The following is a 20406-nucleotide window of genomic DNA, read 5'->3' as shown; positions in this document are numbered from 1 at the left end:
AGGGCAAATTACATGCTAGGGACCAATAAAGGAGTGAAACCATGGTACGTACGAACGGGTGTTCGGTCGGCGGATGAGCGGCGTGCCGGCGGGGGTTCGTGCCCAAGGCGCGCGCGCCTCCGGGCGAGACGCCCGAGCGCGTCTGCCCGGGTGCAGGCTGAGAGGAAGTGCGGCCGCCGACGCCTAGGCGACCGTGCAGGACGCGGTCACGGCGCGATCGGGGCAAATGTCAACGGACATCCCGCGCCGCGGTCCAACGCTCCTTGATTGGAAGGAAACGCGCTCTTCACTCCCACTCGATGGTGGCCGGCGGCTTCGACGAGATGTCGTACACGACGCGATTCACGCCCCGCACCTCGTTGATGATGCGGCTCGACATCCTGGCCAGGACGTCGTCGGGCAGGCGGGCCCAGTCGGCCGTCATGCCGTCGGTCGAACGAACGGCGCGGATTGCGATCACGTGGTCGTAGGTGCGCTCGTCCCCCATGACGCCGACCGTCTTCACCGGAAGCAGGATCGCGAACGCCTGCCACAGGGTGTCGTAGAGGTCGGCGCGCCGGACCTCCTCCTGGACCACGGCGTCTGCGTCCCGCACGATGCGCAGCCGCTCCTCGTCGACCGGACCGATGACGCGAATGGCGAGCCCCGGACCCGGGAACGGCTGCCGGCGGACGATCTCGTCGGGAACCTCGAGCACGCGCCCGAGCTGGCGCACCTCGTCCTTGAAGAGCTCCCGCAGGGGCTCGAGCAGCTCGAGCTTCATGCGCTCGGGGAGCCCGCCCACGTTGTGATGGCTCTTGATGGTCGCCGAGGGGCCGCGCACCGATACCGACTCGATCACGTCCGGGTAGAGCGTGCCCTGGGCGAGGAACGTCGTATCGCCGAGCTTCTTCGCTTCCTCCTCGAACACCTCGATGAAGGTGACGCCGATGGCACGTCGCTTCTTCTCGGGATCCTCGACGTCCTTCAGGTGCTTGAGAAACCGCTTCCCGGCGTCGACCGCCCGGACGTCGAGCGCCATGCTGCCGCGGAAGAGCTGCACGACCTGATCGGCCTCGCCCTTCCGCAGGAGCCCGTTGTCGACGAAGATGCACGTCAGGCGGTCGCCGATCGCCTTGTGGATGAGCGCCGCCACGACCGTGGAGTCGACGCCACCCGAGAGCCCGCACACGACGCGCTTCTTCCCCACCCGCTCGCGGATGCGCGGCACCCACGTCTCGACGAAACTCTCCATGGTCCAGTTGGGCTCCGCCTTGCACACGCGGACGACGAAGTTCCGCAGGATCTCCTTGCCGTGGACGCTGTGCGTGACCTCGGGATGGAACTGGACCCCGTAGATCGGCCTGTCGTGGTGCCGGAAGGCGGCGTGCGGCGAGTTGTCGGAGACCGCGAGCGTCTCGAGCCCGTCGCCCAGCTTCGTCACCTTGTCCCCGTGGCTCATCCAGACCAGGGTCGTGTTGTCGCCGATGGCGAGGAGCGGATCGACGCGCGTGATGCGCAGCTCGGCCGGACCGAACTCCTTGTGCGTCCCCTTCACCACCTCGCCCCCGAACGCGAGGGTGACCACGTTCATGCCGTAGCAGATCCCGAGGACGGGCGGCGTGCCGGAGCGCAGGAACTCGAGCACCGCCTTGGACGGCATCGGCGCATTCTTCTCGTAGACGCTGGCCGGACCACCGGAGAGGATGATGCCCGCCGGCTTCAGGCGTTTGATCGCCTCGAGCGGCACATCGAAGGGGTGGATCTCGCAGTAGACGTGCAGCTCGCGGATGCGCCGGGCGATGAGCTGGGTGACCTGGGAGCCGAAGTCGAGGATGAGGATCATCAGGACTCGATGCGGTAGTTGGGCGCTTCCTTCGTGATGTAGACGTCGTGCACGTGGCTTTCCTTGAGGCCGGCGTTCGTCACGCGGACGAACTTGGCTGTCTTCGAGAGGTCGTCGAGCGTACGCGCGCCGAGATAGCCCATCCCGGCGCGGAGTCCGCCCACCAACTGCTGGACGATGAAGGAGACCGCACCCTTGTACGGCACGCGACCCTCGATCCCCTCGGGGACGAGCTTCATGCCGAGCTCGGCGCCCTCCTCGTCCTGCATGTAGCGGTTGCGGCTTCCCTCGCGCTCGCGCATCGCCTCGAGCGATCCCATGCCGCGATAGAGCTTGTAGGTGCGCCCCTGGTAGAGGATCGTCTCGCCCGGGCTCTCTTCGGTGCCCGCGAGCAGGCCGCCGATCATCACCGACTGGGCGCCAGCGGCGAGCGCCTTGGTGATGTCGCCCGAGAACTTGATGCCGCCGTCGGCGATGATGGGGACGCCGGCCTTGAGGGCGTGATCGGCCGCGTCCGCGATCGCCGTCAGCTGCGGCGCACCGACGCCGGACACGACACGCGTCGTGCAGATCGACGCCGGCCCCATGCCCACCTTGATGCCATCGGCGCCGGCGGCGACGAGGGCCTCGGCGCCCTCGCGGGTGGCGATGTTGCCGGCGATGAGGTCGACGCGCGGGAAGGCTCCCTTCACGGCGCGGACCGTGTCGACGACCGACCGCGTGTGTCCGTGGGCCGTGTCGATCACGAGCGCATCCACCCCGGCGCGCACGAGCGCCTCGGCGCGCTGCTCGCGGTCGGGCCCGGTCCCGATGGCGGCGCCGACCCGCAGCCGGCCGAGCTGGTCCTTGGCGGCATTCGGGTAGCGGATCGCCTTCTCGATGTCCTTCACCGTGATGAGGCCGCGGAGCGTGTTCTGCTCGTCGACGACCGGCAGCTTCTCGATCCGATAGCGGTGCAGGATTTCCTTCGCCTGCTCGAGCGTGATCCCCGGACGGGCGGTGATCAGGCGCTCGCTGGTCATCACCTCGCGGACGGTTCGGTCGGTGCGCTTCTCGAAACGGAGGTCGCGGTTCGTGAGGATGCCGACGAGCTTGCGGTCCTTGGTGACCGGCAGGCCCGAGATGCGGTAGCGCTGCATGATCTCGAGCGCCTGGGCGATCGGCTGGTCGGGATGAACGGTGACCGGATCGACGATCATCCCGCTCTCGGACTTCTTCACCTTCTCGACCTCGAGCGACTGGTCGGCGACGGCGAGGTTGCGATGCACGATGCCGATGCCGCCCTCCTGCGCCATCGCGATCGCCGTGCGCGCCTCGGTGACGGTGTCCATCGCCGCGGAGACGATGGGGATGTTCAGGCGGACGTTGCGCGACAGCCACGTCGACACGTCCGTGTCGCGCGGCATGATGTCCGACGCCGCCGGCAGCAGCAGGACGTCGTCGAAGGTGAGCCCTTCACGCAGGGCGGCTGGCAGCATGCGTCCTCCCAGGGCTCGAAATGCGCGAAGGGGCCCACCGGTCGTGCCCGATGAGCCCCTTCGTGAGTGCCATGACGTCGTCTAGCAGGCGCGTCGGGCTCGGGCAACAACCGGCGCGCCGCGATGGCCGAGCGTGCGCGCGCGATCCGCGCTATAGGCCGGACCGTGATCATCCCGTACGGCGGTCATGCGCCCCGCCTCGATCCCACCGCCTACGTCGTCGAGTCGGCGACGATCGTCGGCGACGTCGTGATCGGCCCGGAATCGAGCGTGTGGTTCGGCGCGGTCGTGCGCGGCGACATCGAGGCGATCCGCATCGGCGCCCGCTCGAACGTCCAGGACAACGCGACGCTGCACGTCGTGGGCGGCAAGTTCGGCACCACGCTCGGCGACGGCGTGACCGTGGGGCACAACGCCGTCGTCCACGGCTGCACGATCGAGGACGGCGTGCTCATCGGCATGGGTGCCATCGTGCTCGACGGCGCGGTCGTTGGTGCCGAGAGCCTCGTCGGGGCCGCCGCGCTGGTGGCGCCGGGAACGCGGGTGCCGCCCCGCTCGCTCGTCCTTGGCAGCCCCGCGAAGGTGGCGCGACCGCTCACGGCCGACGAGCTCGAGCGGATCCGGAGCGCGGCTTCGAACTACGTCGGGTACGCGAAGCGCTACCGCGCCGAGGGCGTGCGCTGAGCTCGTCCGCGGCGGCGCTGCGACGCGGCCGATACAGGACGCGTACCGGAACGCCCACCAGATCGAACGCGACGGCGAAGCGCTTGGCCAGGTAGCGGCTGTAGTCGGGCGGCAGCGATCCCGGCGCGTTGGTGAAGATCGTGAACGTCGGCGGCTCGGTCGCGGTTTGGGTCGCGTAGAAGAGCCGGACGGCCTTGCCGTGCGCGCCCGAGGGCTGGTGGGCCTCGACGGCGGCATTGAGGGCGCGATTCAGCGCCGGCGTGCCGACCTTGGCCCGCAGGCCCTGCGCCACCCGCGCGACCTGGTTGAAGAGCGCCTCCAGGCCCTCGCCGGTCGTCGCCGACACGCACAGGAGCGGCAGGTCGACGAAGCCCGGGTTGAGCCCGCGCAGGCGCTCGCGGAACCGCTTCACGTCGCGCTCGGGCCCGCGCAGGAGGTCCCACTTGTTCGCGAGCAGGATCACGCCCCGTCCCGCCTCGAGCGCACGGCCGACGATGCGCGCGTCCTGGTCGGTCATGCCCTCGCTGGCGTCGAGGACCACCAGCGCGACGTCGGTGCGCGCCAACGTGCCGAGCGCCCGCACCGCCCCGTGCCCCTCGAGCCGGTCCTCGACCTTGCTGCGGCGCCGGATACCCGCCGTGTCGATCAGGACGTAGGGCGTCCCGTTCACGACCACGGGCGTGTCGATCGAATCGCGTGTCGTACCCGGTCGGGGCGAGACGAGGGCGCGCTCGGTGCCGACGAGCCGGTTCAAGAGCGACGACTTGCCGACGTTCGGCCGGCCCACGAGCGCGAGCTTCGTCCCCGCCTGCGCCGGGACGGCACCCCGTGCCGGAAGGAGCGCCGTCACCGCGTCCATGAGCGATCCGACGCCCCGGTTGTGGGCGGCGGCGATCGGGTAGAGGCGCTCGACGCCGAGACGATGGAAGTCGTGCACGAGGTCATCGCGAGCGGGGCCGTCGATCTTGTTGACCGCCACGAAGAGCGGCTTGCCGCTGCGCGCGAGGAGCCGGACCGTTTCGCGATCGACCGGCGACAGGCCGGCCGGACCGTCCACGACGCAGACGAGGACGTCGGCGTCGCCGACCGCGGCCAGCGCCTGCGCGCGCACTTGCGCCTCGAGGGCGCCGGCATCTCTCGGCGGGTCGGCGAGGAAGCCCCCGGTGTCGACGCAGAGGAAGGTGCGCCCGGCGTACGTTGCCGGCGCGATCACCCGGTCCCGCGTCACGCCCGGCGCATCGTCCACGATCGCGCGGTGGCTGCGCACGATACGGTTGAAGAGCGTCGACTTGCCGACGTTCGGACGGCCGACGATGGCGACGACCGGCAGGCCGGTCGCGACGGTCTCCACGCGAGCGGCCACGGTCCTAGAGCCCGAGCTCCGCGAGCCGGCGCGGGCTCTCCGACCAGCCGGGCTCGACCCGGACGAACAACTCCAGGAAGACCTTCGTGCCGAGCAGCGCCTCGATCTCCTCGCGCGCCTTCGTGCCGATGGCCTTCAAGCGCTCGCCGCCTGCGCCGATGACGATCGGCTTGTGGTTCTCACGGTCCACCAGCACGGTCGCCTTCACGACGGTCACGCGCCGCTCCGGCTTCTCGGTGAACTCGTCGACGACGACGGCGACCCCGTAGGGAATCTCCTCGCGCGTCGCCAGGAACACCTGCTCGCGGACCAGCTCGGCGACCAGGTGCCGCTCGGTCTCGGTGGTGAACTCGTCGTCGGGGTAGAGGTTCGGGCCCTCGGGGAGGTGCTTCACGATCACCCCGAGCACGGTCTCGAGCTCGGCGCCCGTCTTGGCGCTCCCCGGCACGAGCTCGGCCTCGGGGAGCAGGCGTCCCAGCTCGGCCATCGAGGGCAGCAGCTTCGACTTGACGATCCGATCGAGCTTGTTGAGCACGACCACCACCGGCCCGCCGTGCCCGGCGAGCTCCTCGGCGAGGGCGCGATCGCCGTGCGTGATGCCGGCGCCGGCGTCCACCACCAGCACCGCGACGTCGGCGTCGGCGAGCGCCGAGCGCGCCAGCTCGACCATGCGGCGGTTCAGGAGCGAGCGCGCCGGATGGATCCCCGGCGTATCGAGGAAGACCACCTGCGCGTCCGGGAGCGTGCGGATGCCGACCACCCGGGTGCGGGTCGTCTGCGGGCGGGGCGTCACGATCGCGACCTTCTGCCCGACGAGGGCGTTCAGCAGCGTCGACTTCCCGACGTTGGGGCGGCCGACGATGACCGCCGTGCCGGCGCGGTGGGACATCCGGCCGAACCTACCCGTCGCCCTCCGTACGGTCCAGCGACACGAGCGCCTTCATCGCGGCCGCCTGCTCCGCCAGCTTCTTGCTCCGCCCGACCCCCCGGCCGTACACGCGTCCCCCGACGGCGAGCTCGACCACGAACTCCTTCTCGTGGTCGGGCCCGCGCTCGTCGACGAGCGTGTAGATGGGCATCTCCCTGTACAGCCGTTGCGTCAGCTCCTGGAGGCGCGTCTTGTAGTCGCGCTGGCCCGGCGGCTCGCGATCGTGCGGCAGCTCGGCCGCGAAGTGCGCCTCCACGACCCGCCGGGCGGCCTCGTAGCCGCCGTCGACGTAGACGGCGCCGAGGACCGCCTCGTAGCCGGCGGCGAGGATCTTCTCCTTCTCGCGGCCGCCGCTGCGCTCCTCGCCCTTGCCGAGCCGCAGCCAATGCCCGAGATCGATGGCGCGTGCCTTCTGCGCGAGGCGCTCGGCGTTCACCAGGCTCGCCCGCATCTTCGAGAGGTCGCCTTCGCGCGCGGCCCAGAACTCGCGCATGAGGAGATCCGAGATCGCGAGCGACAAGACCGCGTCGCCCAGGAACTCCAGCGTTTCGTTGTGCGTGCGGTCGCCGACCGACCGGTGCGTGAGCGCCACCTCGAGCGCCTCGGGGCGGGCGAAGCGGTGGCCGAGCGCCGCCTCCAGTGCCGCGCGCGCGTCGTCACTCATGCGGCGGCGTCGTCCGGTCGCACGCGTGCCTCGACGCTCCCGCGCGCGCCGACGGCGAGCGTCGCGGTCACGCGGCGTCCCATGAGCCCATCCGGTCCATCGAGCCGGGCCCGCAGGTAGTTGCGGGTGTAGCCGCGCAGCGCGCCGGTCTGCGGGTCGCGCGTGTTCTCGACCAGGACCTCGACGTCGGTGCCGTCGAAGCGGCGGGCGAACTCGGCGCGCTTGCGATCGCCCAGGACGCGCAGGCGGCGGGCGCGCTCGCGGATCGCCGGCGGGTCGACCTTGCCGTCGAGCTTCGCGGCCGTCGTGCCGGTGCGCACGGAGTACGGGAAGACGTGTGCATAGGTGATCGGGCTCGCCTCGACGAAGGCGAGCGTGCGCTCGAAGGCCGCGTCGCTCTCGCCCGGGAACCCGGCGATGAGATCCGTCCCGATCGACGCGTCCGGGAGGAGCTCGCGCACCATCGCCAGGCGCTCGGCGGCGAGCGCCCGGTCGTAGCGGCGGCGCATGCGCCCGAGCACGCCGTCGTCGGCCGCCTGGAGGGGAACGTGGAGGTGCGGGCAGACCGACGGGGCGGCAGCCATGACGCGCAGGAGCCGCTCGGTGACCTCGTGCGGATCGATCGACGAGAGACGGATGCGCACGAACAGCCCCTGCTCGGCGAGCGCCTCGACCAGCCACACGAGGTCGGTGCGCGGCGAGAGGTCCTCGCCGTAGCCGCCCAGGTGGACGCCGGTCAGCACGACCTCCTGGAACCCCGCCGCGGCGAGCCCCTCCATCTCGCGCAGCACGTCGCGCGGCGCGAGACTGCGGCTCCGGCCGCGCGCCATTGGGACGATGCAGAACGTGCAGAAGAGATCGCAGCCCTCCTGGACCTTCAGGAACGCCCGCGTCTGCCCAGGGAAGGTACGTGCGCCGAAGGTGCTGACGCTGCGCAGGCGCCGGCTGCTCGCCACCTCCACCCGCGGCACCGCCGGCCGCGCGGCCGTCACGACCTCGACCAGGCGCTCCAGGCGGCTCGGGCCGACGACCCAGTCGACCGCCTCGACGGCCGCGGCGCCCTGCGGCTGCGTCTGCGCGTAGCAGCCGGTCAGGACGATGCGCGCATCCGGGTTCTCGCGCCGCGCGCGCCGCGCCAGGCGCCGGCTCTCCGCGTCGGCAGCGTCCGTCACCGTGCAGGAGTTGACGATCACCACGTCGGCCGGCGCGTCCTCGCCGACGATCGTGCAGCCGGCCTCGCGCAGCCGGTCACCGATGGTGGCCGTGTCGTAGCTGTTCACCTTGCAGCCGAGGGTCAGGATCGCCACCCGGGGCGTCATGCGGCGAGCTCCCCGACGATCCACCCGCCGCCCAGCACGACGTCGCCGCGATAGACGACCGCGGCCTGACCCGGCGTCACCGCCGGGCCGTCGTCCTCGAACGCGATCGTTACCGTCCGCTCGCTCGTGTCGACGATGCGCCCGGCCACCAGCGGATGGCGATGCCGGATCCGGACCCCGAGCGTCACGTCGGTCCCGGGCGCCCTGCCCGCGCTCCACGTGACGTCGCGCGCGACCAGACCGCGCGAGCGGAGGCCGGCGGCGTCCGTCACGGTCACCGTCCCCGAGCCCGCATCGATCGCGCGGACGTAACGCCGCGCCCCACCGCCCAAGCCGAGGCCGCGGCGCTGGCCGACCGTGAAGCGATGCACGCCGTCGTGGCGCCCGACGACCGCCCCCGCTTCGTCGAGGACGACGCCGGGGCGAAGCCGATCCGCCGGGGCGCGACCGGCGACGAACGCGCCGGCATCGCCGCGCGGCACGAAGCACACCTCCATGCTCTCGGGCTTGGCGGCGGTCGGAAGACCGAGCCTGGTCGCGACGGCGCGCACCTCGTCCTTCGGCATCTCGCCGACCGGAAAGAGCGTGTGCGCGAGCACGTCGGCCGTGAGCGTGAAGAGGAAGTAGGACTGATCCTTCAGCGGGTCGCGTGCCGCGCGCAGGACCGGGCGTCCGGTCGCGGGATCGCGGGCGATGCGGGCGTAGTGCCCGGTTGCGAGCCTGGTCGCACCGAGCTCGCGGGTGCGCTGCCAGAGCCAGTCGAACTTCACGTGCTGGTTGCAGCGCGTGCAGGGATTCGGCGTCCGGCCGGCGAGATAGTCGTCCACGAACGGCTGGACGACGCGGCGCTCGAAGAGGTCGCGCAGATCGAACACGTAGTGCGGGAACCCGAGCCGGTCGGCGACCGCGCGCGCATCGAGGAAGTCGTCGAGCGAGCAGCAGCTCCCCTCGCCGTCGGGCGCCAGGCGCAGCGACACGCCGATCACCTCGTAGCCGGCCTGGACGCACAGCGCGGCCGCGACCGAGCTGTCGACCCCGCCGCTCATCGCGACCACGATCCGTTCGCGCCTCATGCCGCTGCGCCCCGGCGGATCTGCGCCACCAGGCGCGGCACGACGGCGACGACACGATCGATCTCGGCGTCGGTCGTGGCCGGCCCCAGGGAGAGGCGAAGGCCACTGCGCGCCTCGGCCTCGCTCCGCCCCATCGCCCGCAGCACGTGCGACGGCTCGGCGCCGCCCGCCGCGCAGGCCGAGCCGAGCGAGGCCGCGACGCCTTCGAGGTCGAGGAGCACGAGCAAGCTCTCGCCCTCGCAGCGCGGGACGGTGACGTTGAGGGTGTTGGGGAGCCGGGGCTCGCCGGCCGGGCCGTTGCGCACGATGTCCGGCAGCGCCGCGCGAAGTCCTTCCCACAGGCGGTCACGCAGTGCCGCCATCCGGCTGCCGGCCGCCGCCAGCTCGGCGCGTGCGAGCTGCGCGGCGACGCCGAAGCCGACGATCCCGGCGACGTTCTCCGTCCCGGCGCGACGTCTGCGCTCCTGGGACCCGCCGGTCGACTGCGCGCGCAGCGCGCAGCCGCGCCGCGCCCAGAGCGCGCCGACGCCGGTGGGCCCACCCAGCTTGTGGGCGGAGAGCGAGAGCAGGTCGACGCCGAGGCCCCCGGTGTCGATCGGGAGGCGGCCGGCCGCCTGCGCGGCGTCGGTGTGGACGACGAGGCCGCGCCCGGCGAGCCCGGCGGCGATCGCTGCGACCGGCGCCACCGACCCGACCTCGCCGTTGGCGAGGCCGACGCTGACGAGCGCGGTATCGGCCGTGCACGCGGCAGTCACGTCGGCGACGGCGACGTGTCCCTCGGCGTCGACGCCGACCACGGCGAGCGGCGCGCCGCCCGCGGCCAGCTCGCGTGCGGTCTCGAGGACCGACGCGTGCTCGATGGCCGTGGTGACGAGCCCACGGCGTCCGCTGGCAGCGAGGGTGCCGCGCAGCGCCAGGTTGTTCGCTTCGGTGGCGCCGCTCGTGAAGATCACTTCGCTCGGCTCGCCGCCGACGAGCGCCGCGACCTCGGCGCGCGCCCGCTCGACCAGCATCCGGGCATGCGCGCCCTCGCGGTGGGCGCTCGACGGATTGCCGGTCGCGCCGAGCGCGTCGATCATCGCCGCGCGCACCTCGGGTCGCAGCGGCGCACTCGCGTTGTGGTCGAGGTAGATCCGCACCGCGCTCCCTACGCCCGCGGCGCGTCCGCCGTCCGCTTGCGCCGCACCGGGGCCCGCCGCGAGCGGTGCAGCTTGTAGTCGACGCTGTCGACGAGGGCCTGCCACGAGGCCTCGATCACGTTGTGCGACACGCCCACCGTCGTCCAACGGCGCTCGTCGTCGCCCGACTCGATGAGCACACGGACGAGCGCGCCCGTCCCCTCGCTGCTGCCGAGAACGCGGACCTTGTAGTCGTGCAGGCGGATGTCCTCGACCTCGGGGTAGAACTTGCCGAGCGCCTTCCGTAGCGCCTGGTCGAGCGCGTGCACGGGGCCGTTCCCCTGCGCCGCGGTGTGCGCGATCTGCCCGTCGGGTCCTTCGAGCTGGATCGTCGCCTCCGCGATCGACGGCTCGCCCTCGTGGCGCTTCTCGTCGATGACGCGGAAGCCGATCAGGCGGAAGAACTGCGCGCGCTCGCCGTCGAGGGCCTTGCGCATGAGGAGCTCGAACGAAGCATCGGCACCCTCGTAGGCGTAGCCGCTCGCTTCGAGGTCCTTCACCTCCTGCAGCAGCGTGCGGACGACGGGCCCGTCGCTCGAGAGGTCGATCCCGAACTCCGCCGCCTTGGCGAGCAGGTTCGACCGCCCGGCGAGGTCGGACATGAGCACGCGCTGCGTGTTGCCGACCACGGCCGGATCGATGTGCTCGTAGGTCTCGGCGTTCTTCTGGACCGCCGCCACGTGCAGCCCGCCCTTGTGGGCGAAGGCGCTCTGCCCGACGTACGCCTGGCGCTTGCTCGGCTCGAGGTTCGCCAGCTCGTAGACGGTGCGCGAGACGTGGGCGAGCTTGCGGAGCTGCGCGGCCGAGACGCACTGGTAGCCGCGCTTGAGCTGCAGCGTCGGGATGATCGAGACGAGGTTCGCGTTGCCACACCGCTCGCCGAAGCCGTTGATCGTGCCCTGCACCTGCGCGCAACCGTGCTCGACCGCGGCCAGAGAGTTGGCGACCGCCAGCTCGCAGTCGTTGTGACAATGGATCCCGAGCGGCGTCCCCTCGATGGCTGACCGCGCGGCGTCGACGGCCGCGGCGACCGCCGACGGGAGCGATCCGCCGCGCGTGTCGCAGAGACACAGCACGCCCGCGCCCGCCTCGGCCGCGGCCGCGAGGCACGCGAGCGCGTACTCGGGGTTCGCCGCGTACCCGTCGAAGAAGTGCTCCGCATCGAACACCACCTCGTCGGTGTGCTTCTTCAGGTACGCCACCGACTCGGCGATGACCTCCAGGTTCGCCTTGAGTGCGATCCGCAGATCGTCCTTCACGTGCAGGTCCCAGGTCTTGCCGACGATGGTCACGACCGGCGTGTCGGCGCGCACGCAGAGCTGGAGGTTCCGATCCTCGGAGGCCCGCACGCCCGCGCGCTTGGTCGACCCGAACGCGGCGATGCGCGCGTGCCGGAGCCGGAGCTTCTTCACCGCGCGGAAGAACTCCTCGTCGCGCGGGTTCGAGCCCGGCCAGCCGCCCTCGACCACGTGGATGCCGAGGTCGTCGAGCAGCTCGGCCACGCGCAGCTTGTCGTCGAGCGTGAGGTTCACGTCCTCCGACTGGCAACCGTCGCGCAGCGTCGTGTCGTAGAGCTGGATCTTCCGCATGCGACTACGCGATGAACGCCTCGTGCAGGGCGCGCTGCGCCAGCTCGACGTACTTGGCGTCGATCACGACCGAGATCTTGATCTCCGAGGTGGAGATCATCTGTACGTTCACGCCCTCGGCGGCCAGCACCTCGAACATGCGCGCCGCGACGCCCGCGTGGGTGCGCATGCCGAGCCCGACGATCGACACCTTGGCGACGCCGAGATCGCCGCGGACGCCCTCGCCCCCGATCTCCTGCAAGATGCGCTCGAGGACGCCCTTGGCCTTGTCGTAGTCGTCGCGCGGCACGGTGAAGGTGAGGTCGGTCGTGCCGTCGGCGCTCGCGTTCTGGATGATCATGTCGACGACGATGCCGGCCGACGCGACCGGCCCGAAAACGTGGGCCGCGACGCCGGGGCGGTCGGGCACGCGCACGAGCGTGAGCTTCGCCTGGTTCAGGTCGGCGGCGACGCCGGCGACGGTGACCTCTTCCATGCTCGGATCCTCCTCGACGACCCACGTACCCTCGTTCTCGTTGAACGAGGAGCGTACGTGGACCTTCACGCCGTAGCGCTTGGCGAACTCGACCGACCGGATCTGCAGCACCTTGGCGCCGAGGCTCGCCAGCTCGAGCATCTCGTCGTGGCTGATGCGGTCGAGCTTCCTCGCGGTCGGCACGGTGCGCGGGTCGGCCGTGTAGACCCCGTCGACGTCGGTGTAGATCTCGCAGACGTCGGCCTTGAGCGCCGCGGCGAGCGCGACTGCGCTCGTGTCCGATCCCCCGCGCCCGAGGGTCGTGATGCTGCCGTGCTCGTCGACGCCCTGGAACCCGGCCACGACGGCGACGGCGCCGCGGCCGAGCGTGGCGCGGATCTGCTCCCCGTCGATGCGGCGGATGCGGGCGCGCCCGTGCGCGCTGTCGGTCTCGATGCGCACCTGATGCCCGAGGAACGAATGCGCCGGCACGCCGATGCCCTGGAGGACGATCGCGGTCAGCGCGGCCGTCACCTGCTCGCCGGTCGAGACCAGGGCGTCGCTCTCCCGCTCGTCGGGGCGCGGGGCGGCGGACCGGGCCATCTCCAGGAGCCGGTTCGTCTCCCCCGCCATGGCGCTCACCACCACCACGAGGTCGTGCCCCTGCTCGCGGGTCTGCTTCACGCGGCGGGCCACGGTGCGGATGCGGTCGACGTCGCCGACCGAGGTGCCGCCGAACTTTTGTACGATCAATGCCATTCCCGTCGCCGCCGCGCTCAGGTGCCGAGGGCGCGCCCGAGCCATCGCTCGTGCCGTGAGCCGTGAGCCGCGAGACGGATCGCCCGGCGGCTGCCGTCGCCGTGGCAAAGGGTGACGTGGAGCACGTCGTTCCCCGCCGCTGGGAGAAGCCGGTCGAACCACTCGACGGCCGCGACTCCCGCGCCGTAGAGCACCTCGCGTAGGAATAGCGTATCCGCCAGCGGCGGCTCAAGGCGATAGAGGTCGACGTGATGGAGTGGCAGGCGGCCGCTGCGGTACTCGGTCGCGATGACGAACGTGGGGCTCGCGACCGTGTCGGGATCGGCGCCGAGGCCGCGGGCGAGCCCCCGCACGAAGCAGGTCTTTCCCGCCCCGAGCTCACCTTCGAGGCCGACCACCTCGCCCCCTTCTGCCGTCCGCCCCAGGCGTTCGGCGAGGGCTTCGGTCTCCTCGGGGGACGTCGTCTCGACCTCACGGACCAGCATGCCCGTCCGGGCTAGACGGCGGACTGGAGCGTGGCAAGCGTCGGCGGCAGCTCGTCCAGGAGGTCGTGCGCCAGCAGCCCGGTCTCGCCCTGGCGGAGCGCCACCCGGTCGCCGGCGAGGCCGTGCGCGAAGGCGCCCAGGCGGGCGGCGTCGAAGGGCTGGAGCCCCTGGGCCAGGAGCCCGCCGACGATGCCCGCGAGGACGTCGCCGGTCCCGCCGCTCGCCATGCCGGGATTCCCGGTCGGAACGACCGCGGCCTGACCGTCGGGCGCGGCGACGATCGTACGGGCGCCCTTCAGCACGACCACGATCCGATCGCGGGCCGCGAGCTGGCGCGCGACGCGCAGCCGGTCCGCCTGCACCTCGGCGATCGTGATCTCGAGCAGGCGGCTCATCTCGCCCGGATGGGGCGTCACGACCGTCGCCGCAGGCCGCTCGCGGAGCACGCTCGTCCCGGCGACGCAGTTGAGACCGTCGGCGTCGACGACGAGCGGCGCGCGCGCGGTGCGCGCGATCGCCGCGACCAGGATGCGAGTGTCGGAATTCGCGCCGACGCCGGGGCCGCAGACCACCGCGGCCTTGCCCTCGAGGAGGCGCGTGAGCGCGATGCCGTCGCCGAGCGCCATCGTGCCGTCGCGTCCGTCGGGGAGCGAGGCCGTCATGGCCTCGCGCACGTGGCCCTCGAGCACCGGCTGGAGCGCGGCCGCGCTGGCGAGCGTGACCAGGCCGGCGCCGGCGCGCCCCGCGGCTTCGGCCGCGAGCAGCGCCGCGCCGCTCTTGCCCCGCGAACCTGCGATCACGAGCACGTGTCCGAACGTGCCCTTGTGGGCGCCGCGCGGTCGGGGCGGGAGCAGGCGCCCGACCTCTCCAGCTTCGAGCAGGTCCACCGCGGGCCCGATGGTCGCGAGGCCCTCGTCGCGCAGGCCGATGTCGACGATCTCGAGGGTCCCAGTGTGCTCGATGCCCGGATACAGATGCTGTCCGACCTTCGGATGGCCGAAGGTCGCGGTGAGGGTCGCGTGCACCGCCGTCCCGAGGGGGCGTCCCGTGTCCGCCGAGAGGCCGGAGGCGATGTCGACGGCGAAGATGGGGCGCCCGGCGCCGTTCATCGCGTCGATGATCTCGGCGTGCAGTCCCGCGACCGGCGCGTTGAGACCCGTTCCCAGCAGCGCATCGACGACGACGGCGGCGCGTTCGAGCCCGCGCCGGAGCGCCGCCACGTCCGCGGCGGTGGTGCACTCGTGCACCCGCCCCCCGGCGCGCCGCCACGCCGCGAGCATGCGCGCCGCATCGCCCTGGACTGCCTTGGGTGAACCCGCGAGCCAGACCTCGACGGCGGCACCGGCGCGCCGCAGATGGCGCGCGATCACGAAGCCGTCGCCGCCGTTGTTGCCGCGCCCGCAGACGACCACGGTGCGTCCGCGCGGCAGGCTTCGGCGCAGCACCCGCGTCGCACCCTTCCCGGCGCGCTCCATGAGGACGTGCCCCGGCGTCCCATGCTCGATCGTCCACTGATCGAGCGCACGCATCTGCGCCGCGGTGCAGAGGCGCATCCGACCGGCTACCGCTCGCCGATCGCGTCCCGCGCGGCGTCGACGATGCGATCGGCGAGCGTCCGGATCTGCGGCTCGCGCTCGCCCTCGATCATGACCCGCAGGAGCGGCTCGGTGCCGGAGTAGCGGACCAGCACGCGGCCCCGTTCGCCGAGCGTGCGCTCGGCCTCGGCCACGCACTGGGCCACCTTCGGGAGCGATGTCACGTCCGGTTTGCTCGCGACCCGGAGATTCACCAGGACCTGCGGGAAGCGCGTCATCACCTTGCGGAGCTGCGAGAGGGGCTGCCCCTTTTCCACCAGCAGCGCCAGCACGGCGAGCGCGGTGATGAGCCCGTCGCCCGTCGTGTTGTGGTCCAGGAACACGATGTGGCCCGACTGCTCGCCGCCGAGGTTGTAGCCGCCCTTCACCAGCTCCTCGACGACGTAGCGGTCGCCGACCGGCGTGGTGACGATGGTGATGCCGCGCTCGCGCAGCGCCGTGTGGAGGCCGAGATTGCTCATCACCGTCGCGACCAGCGCGCCACGCTTCAGCTCGCCGCGCGCGTGCAGCTCGGTGGCGAGGATCGCCAGGATGTCGTCGCCGTCGACGACCTCGCCGCGCTCGTCGACGAGGATGCAGCGATCGGCGTCCCCGTCGAGCGCGATCCCGACTTGCGCACCCGAGAGCTTCACGGCCTCCTGCAGGCTCTGGGGGTGGAGGGCGCCGACGTTCGCGTTGATGTTCTCGCCGTTCGGGTCGACGCCGAGACCGACGACGCGCGCGCCCAGCTCCTCCAGGACCTCGGGCGCCACCTTGTAGCCGGCCCCGTGTGCGCAGTCGATCGCGAGCGTGACGCCGTCGAGTGTGAGGTGGCGCGGGAACGTGTTCTTGGCGAAGACGTTGTACCGCCCCACCGCGTCGTCGATGCGGAACGCCTTGCCGATCTCGGTCGCCGTCGGGCGCAGGGTGTCGATCGAGTCGGAGAGCACGAGGCGCTCGATTTCGGCTTCGAGATCGTCGGGCAGCTTGAACCCGGCCGGGCTGAAGAACTTGATGCCGTTGTCCTGGAAGGGATTGTGCGAGGCGGAGATCACGACGCCCGCATCGGCGCGCAGCGAGCGCGTCAAGAACGCGATCCCCGGCGTCGGCAGCGGCCCCACCAGCAGGACGTCGACGCCCATCGAGCAGATGCCCGACGCCATCGCGGTCTCGAGCATGTAACCGGACAGGCGCGTGTCCTTGCCGATCAGGATCTTGTGCCGGTGCGGCGAGCGCTTGCTGACGTAGGCGACGGCGCGCCCGAGCCGCAGCGCGGTCTCCGAGGTCATCGGCTCGACGTTCGCGATGCCCCGTACGCCGTCGGTTCCGAACAGCCGTGAGCTCACTGGCGCTGCTCCTCCCCCGCCACCTTCACCCGCACACGGTCGGGCGACTGCTCGACGACCTTCAGGCCCTCGGGCAGCGTCACCTGGAGCCCGACCCCCGCATGGACGCCCGGCGGCAGATCGGCGACGTCGACGGTGACGGCGTCGGGGGGGAGCTTCAGGTTGTGCACCAAGCGCTGCGGTCCCCGGATCGTCAGGTCGACGGTCGCCGGGGTGATTTCGCTGACGCCCGCCGGCGCCAGGATCCGGACGCGCGGGAAGTCGCGCGAGACGAGGTTCTCCTGGAGCGTGACGCTGACCCGCACGACGTCCGGGACGAACGTGAGGGCCGGATCGGGGCGATCGAGGAGGACGTTGCGGTCGACGGACTCGCTCGCGCCGCGCAGCTCGATGGGCTCGGTGGTCACCTGCTTCAAGTCGTCGACGATCCGCGCCGGCCCGGTCACCTCGACGACGTCCGGCGCCACCGTCGACTCCGTGACCGTATAGCCGAGCGCCGGAGAGCCCGCCAGGTTCGGCTTCACCGGCAGGCGGCGCATGGTGCGCTTGTCGGCACGCAGCGTGAGGCTCGGCGGATCGAACCGCACGGCCTTGAGCGACCGCGGCAGCTCCGGGTTCAGCATGGCGCCGTTCAGGTCGACGCGGAGGTCGCCCGGCTCGGTGATGCGCTTGAGGCCCACCTGGAGACGGGTCTTCCGTTCGTCGACGTTGTCGAGGATCGTGCGCGGGCCGCGCAAGGTCACGCTGACCGGTTTCGTCGGCGGCTGGCTCACGGCGAAGCCGTCCGGGATGTTGCGCAGCGACACCGGCAGCTCGATGATGCGTTCGGCGTCCCGCTCGGTCTTGGTGATCGAGTACCACAGGAAGATCGCGAGCAGCAGCGCCACGAGCTTCGTGCCCGGATCCCGCCGAAGGAGCTCGCGCAGCTCGCGGCCGCGCGGGATCCGGAAGAGCCGCTGCCACGGCGGCGTGGGGCCGCGCTGGGCGTCGGGGTCCGGCGGCGAGCGCCGGGATCGCAGCGCCGGCAGCTTCATTCGATGAGGAGGCGCTGCATGGTCGTGCGCAGGGTCGCCGCGTCGACGTCGCGCGTGATGGTGCCCTCGCGGACCAGCGAGATCGTCCCGTCCTCCTCGGAGACGACGATCACCATGGCGTCGGTCTCCTCGGTGAGCCCGATGGCCGCGCGATGGCGCGTGCCGAGCGTCTTCGAGACGTTCGGGTTGGTCGTGAGCGGCAGGAAGCAGCCGGCCGCGGTGATGCGCCCGTGCTGGATGATGAGCGCGCCGTCGTGAATGGGCGAGTCGGGCAGGAAGATGCTGGTCACCAGCTCGCGCGAGACGCGCGCGTCGAGCCGCGTGCCGACGTCGATGTACTCGTTGAGGCCGACCTCGTTCTGCAGCACGATGAGCGCGCCGATGCGCCGGCTGGCGAGGTGGGCCGTCGCCTTCACGAGCTCCTCAACCGCCTGCCCCTGCGCCATGCGATCGCGCGGCGAGAAGAGCGGGCCCGTGCCGACCGTCGTCAACAGGCGGCGGATGTCGTTCTGGAAGACGATGAGGAACAGGACGAGCGACCACGAGAGGAGGTAGTTGAGGAGGACGTTGACCGTGTAGATCTCGAACTGCGCCGACAGGAAGTAGAGCCCGTACACCATCCCGAGGCCGATCAGCATGGGGACGGCACGCGTGCCGCGGATCAGCTGGATCGCGGAGTAGATCCCGATCGCCAGCAGGAAGATGTCGACGCCGTCCTGCCAGCGGAACGAGAACAGTAGCTCACTCATCGCGCCGCCGCCTCCCCGTCTCCCGCAGCCCCGTTCGGCGCCCGGCGCACGACCCTATGCGGTGGCAGCCGCCGGTCCCGGCTGGCCGCCGAGCGTCTGCAGGATGTCGTCGATCTCGCTGCCGTCGAGCGACTCGCGCTCGAGCAGCGCCTCGGCGACGCGGTGAAGTGCCTCGAGATTGCGGCGTAGGAGCAGCTTCGCGCGCTCGTACGCGTCCATGAGGATGCGGCGCACCTCGGCGTCGATCTGCACGGCGGTGGTCTCGGAGTAGTCCACGCGCTGAGTGAAGTCGCGGCCGAGGAAGATCTCCTCTTCCTTCTTGCCGAAGGTCATCGGCCCGAGCTTCTCGCTCATGCCCCACTCGCAGACCATCTTGCGTGCGAGGTCGGTGGCGCGCTCGATGTCGTTGCCGGCGCCGGTGGTGATGCTGCCCAGGACGAGCTCCTCGGCCGCGCGGCCCCCGAAGAAGATGGCGAGGTCGCCCAGGAGGTACTCGCGCGAGTAGGTATGGCGATCGTCGAGCGGCACCTGCTGCGTGAGACCGAGCGCCATGCCGCGCGGGATGATCGTCACCTTGTGGACCGGATCGGTGCCGGGCACGAGCTTCGCGACCAGGGCGTGCCCCGCCTCGTGGTAGGCGGTGATGCGCCGCTCGTTGTCGCTGATGATCATCGACCGCCGCTCCGAGCCCATCATCACCTTGTCCTTGGCGATCTCGAAGTCGGTCATCTCGACCTTTTCCTTGTTGTGCCGGGCGGCCAGCAGGGCCGCCTCGTTCACCAGGTTCTCCAGGTCCGCGCCGGCGAACCCGGGCGTCTGGCGGGCCAGGAGCGAGATGTCGACGTTCTCGGAGATGGGCACGCGCCGCATGTGGACGCGCAGGATGCCCTCGCGACCCTTCACGTCCGGCCGCGGGACGACGACGCGGCGGTCGAAACGGCCCGGGCGCAGGAGCGCGGGATCGAGCACGTCGGGCCGGTTCGTCGCCGCGATGAGGATCACGCCTTCGTTGGTCTCGAAGCCGTCCATCTCGACGAGGAGCTGGTTCAGGGTCTGCTCGCGCTCGTCGTGGCCGCCGCCGAGCCCGGCGCCGCGGTGCCGGCCGACGGCGTCGATCTCGTCGATGAAGATGATGCAGGGCGCGTTCTTCTTGCCCTGGACGAAGAGGTCGCGGACGCGCGACGCGCCCACGCCGACGAACATCTCGACGAAGTCCGAGCCGGAAATGGAGAAGAACGGCACGCCGGCCTCGCCGGCGACGGCGCGCGCGAGGAGCGTCTTGCCCGTCCCCGGAGGCCCCACCAGCAGGACGCCCTTGGGGATGCGCCCGCCGAGCTTGGTGAACTTCTTCGGGTCCTTCAGGAACGCGATGATCTCTTCCAGCTCTTCCTTCGACTCCTCGATGCCGGCGACGTCGCTGAAGGTGACCTTGTGCTGGTTCTCGGTGAGGAGCTTGGCGCGGCTCTTGCCGAACGACATGGCCTTGCCGCCGCCCACCTGCATCTGGCGCATGAAGAAGATCCACACGCCGATCAGGAGCAGCATGGGCGCCCATTGGACGAGCGCCACGACGTACCACGGCTCGTTGTCCTCGGGCTTGGCCTCGATGTCGACGCCCTTCTCGCGCAGCATGCGCACGAGGTCGGGGTATTCGGGGGCGAACGTCTTGAACGCTTCGCCGGCGTGGCCCTGCTCGTCGCGGTAGCGGCCGCGGACGTGCTGGCCCTGGATGGTCACTTCGGCGACCTTGTTCTCCTCCACGGCCTGCACGAAGTGCGTGAAGCTGATCTCCGTGTCGCGCGGCTGCTGCTTGGTCACGATGGACCAGAAGAACAGCCCGAAGAGCAAGAGGAGGAGCCAGAGTCCGAGATTGCGGGAGACAGGTGTCAATGGGGCCTCAGTCA

General features: G+C 71.3%; 17 protein-coding genes. 1 reads left to right on the top strand and 16 read right to left on the bottom strand.

Features of this window, described 5'->3' with window-relative positions; genetic code table 11:
* Positions 1 to 286: 286 nt before the first annotated feature.
* Together guaA and guaB are read right to left on the bottom strand one after the other, a co-directional pair.
* Positions 287 to 1825 (bottom strand): glutamine-hydrolyzing GMP synthase, encoded by a 1539-nt coding sequence (gene guaA, locus VMS22_09365; protein HXJ34233.1) that lies wholly within the window; start codon positions 1823 to 1825, stop codon positions 287 to 289.
* The gene (gene guaB / locus VMS22_09360) at positions 1825 to 3303 is read right to left on the bottom strand and encodes an IMP dehydrogenase (GenBank protein HXJ34232.1); all 1479 of its coding nucleotides are present in this window, start codon (positions 3301 to 3303) and stop codon (positions 1825 to 1827) included. Before guaB ends, guaA begins: the two co-directional genes overlap by 1 nt.
* Before the next feature lie 165 nt (positions 3304 to 3468).
* Between guaB and VMS22_09355 the strand changes: the two genes are divergently transcribed.
* Complete coding sequence (locus VMS22_09355; protein HXJ34231.1) at positions 3469 to 3987, top strand: gamma carbonic anhydrase family protein; 519 nt, start codon at positions 3469 to 3471, stop codon at positions 3985 to 3987.
* On the opposite strand, the gene der is transcribed toward VMS22_09355, so the two are convergent.
* The 14 genes from der to ftsH are packed head-to-tail and all read right to left on the bottom strand — an operon-like array spanning position 3899 to position 20392.
* A complete protein-coding gene (gene der / locus VMS22_09350; GenBank protein HXJ34230.1) occupies positions 3899 to 5350 on the bottom strand; it encodes a ribosome biogenesis GTPase Der in 1452 nt (483 codons plus the stop codon). The two genes, VMS22_09355 and der, sit on opposite strands and share 89 nt — an antisense overlap.
* A 4-nt stretch (positions 5351 to 5354) precedes the next feature.
* Positions 5355 to 6239, bottom strand: a complete 885-nt coding sequence (era, locus tag VMS22_09345; GenBank protein ID HXJ34229.1) for a GTPase Era — start codon at positions 6237 to 6239, stop codon at positions 5355 to 5357.
* A gap of 10 nt (positions 6240 to 6249) precedes the next feature.
* Positions 6250 to 6942 carry a ribonuclease III gene (rnc, locus tag VMS22_09340; protein HXJ34228.1) on the bottom strand — a complete coding sequence of 231 codons (693 nt, stop codon included), beginning with the start codon at positions 6940 to 6942 and terminating at the stop codon, positions 6250 to 6252.
* Entirely contained in the window at positions 6939 to 8261 is a 1323-nt protein-coding gene (gene mtaB, locus VMS22_09335) for a tRNA (N(6)-L-threonylcarbamoyladenosine(37)-C(2))-methylthiotransferase MtaB (protein ID HXJ34227.1), read from the bottom strand. Before mtaB ends, rnc begins: the two co-directional genes overlap by 4 nt.
* A complete protein-coding gene (mnmA, locus tag VMS22_09330; GenBank protein HXJ34226.1) occupies positions 8258 to 9334 on the bottom strand; it encodes a tRNA 2-thiouridine(34) synthase MnmA in 1077 nt (358 codons plus the stop codon). Before mnmA ends, mtaB begins: the two co-directional genes overlap by 4 nt.
* A complete protein-coding gene (locus tag VMS22_09325; GenBank protein ID HXJ34225.1) occupies positions 9331 to 10473 on the bottom strand; it encodes a cysteine desulfurase family protein in 1143 nt (380 codons plus the stop codon). The genes mnmA and VMS22_09325 overlap by 4 nt, the downstream gene beginning before the upstream one ends.
* Positions 10474 to 10481: 8 nt before the next feature.
* Entirely contained in the window at positions 10482 to 12101 is a 1620-nt protein-coding gene (gene cimA, locus VMS22_09320; GenBank protein ID HXJ34224.1) for a citramalate synthase, read from the bottom strand.
* A gap of 4 nt (positions 12102 to 12105) precedes the next feature.
* On the bottom strand, positions 12106 to 13314 hold the full coding sequence (locus tag VMS22_09315) for an aspartate kinase (GenBank protein ID HXJ34223.1): 1209 nt from the start codon (positions 13312 to 13314) through the stop codon (positions 12106 to 12108).
* Between the two features lie 17 nt (positions 13315 to 13331).
* Positions 13332 to 13799, bottom strand: coding sequence for a tRNA (adenosine(37)-N6)-threonylcarbamoyltransferase complex ATPase subunit type 1 TsaE (gene tsaE, locus VMS22_09310; GenBank protein HXJ34222.1), 468 nt, complete (start codon positions 13797 to 13799; stop codon positions 13332 to 13334).
* An 11-nt stretch (positions 13800 to 13810) separates the two neighbouring features.
* Entirely contained in the window at positions 13811 to 15352 is a 1542-nt protein-coding gene (locus VMS22_09305) for an NAD(P)H-hydrate dehydratase (protein HXJ34221.1), read from the bottom strand.
* 8 nt (positions 15353 to 15360) lie between these two features.
* Positions 15361 to 16719: a phosphoglucosamine mutase gene (gene glmM, locus VMS22_09300; GenBank protein ID HXJ34220.1), complete on the bottom strand. Its 1359-nt coding sequence runs from the start codon at positions 16717 to 16719 to the stop codon at positions 15361 to 15363.
* Positions 16716 to 17753, bottom strand: a complete 1038-nt coding sequence (locus VMS22_09295) for a CdaR family protein (GenBank protein HXJ34219.1) — start codon at positions 17751 to 17753, stop codon at positions 16716 to 16718. The genes glmM and VMS22_09295 overlap by 4 nt, the downstream gene beginning before the upstream one ends.
* Positions 17750 to 18502 carry a diadenylate cyclase CdaA gene (gene cdaA / locus VMS22_09290; GenBank protein ID HXJ34218.1) on the bottom strand — a complete coding sequence of 251 codons (753 nt, stop codon included), beginning with the start codon at positions 18500 to 18502 and terminating at the stop codon, positions 17750 to 17752. The genes VMS22_09295 and cdaA overlap by 4 nt, the downstream gene beginning before the upstream one ends.
* A gap of 54 nt (positions 18503 to 18556) precedes the next feature.
* Positions 18557 to 20392, bottom strand: coding sequence for an ATP-dependent zinc metalloprotease FtsH (ftsH, locus tag VMS22_09285; GenBank protein HXJ34217.1), 1836 nt, complete (start codon positions 20390 to 20392; stop codon positions 18557 to 18559).
* Between the last annotated feature and the right edge of the window lie 14 nt (positions 20393 to 20406).

The sequence above is a fragment of the Candidatus Eisenbacteria bacterium genome (assembly GCA_035577985.1).
Lineage (GTDB): Bacteria > Desulfobacterota > Binatia > DP-6 > DP-6 > DATJZY01.
Note: the sequence above shows the minus strand (reverse complement) of the source record. Positions and strands in the feature narration are given on the sequence as shown.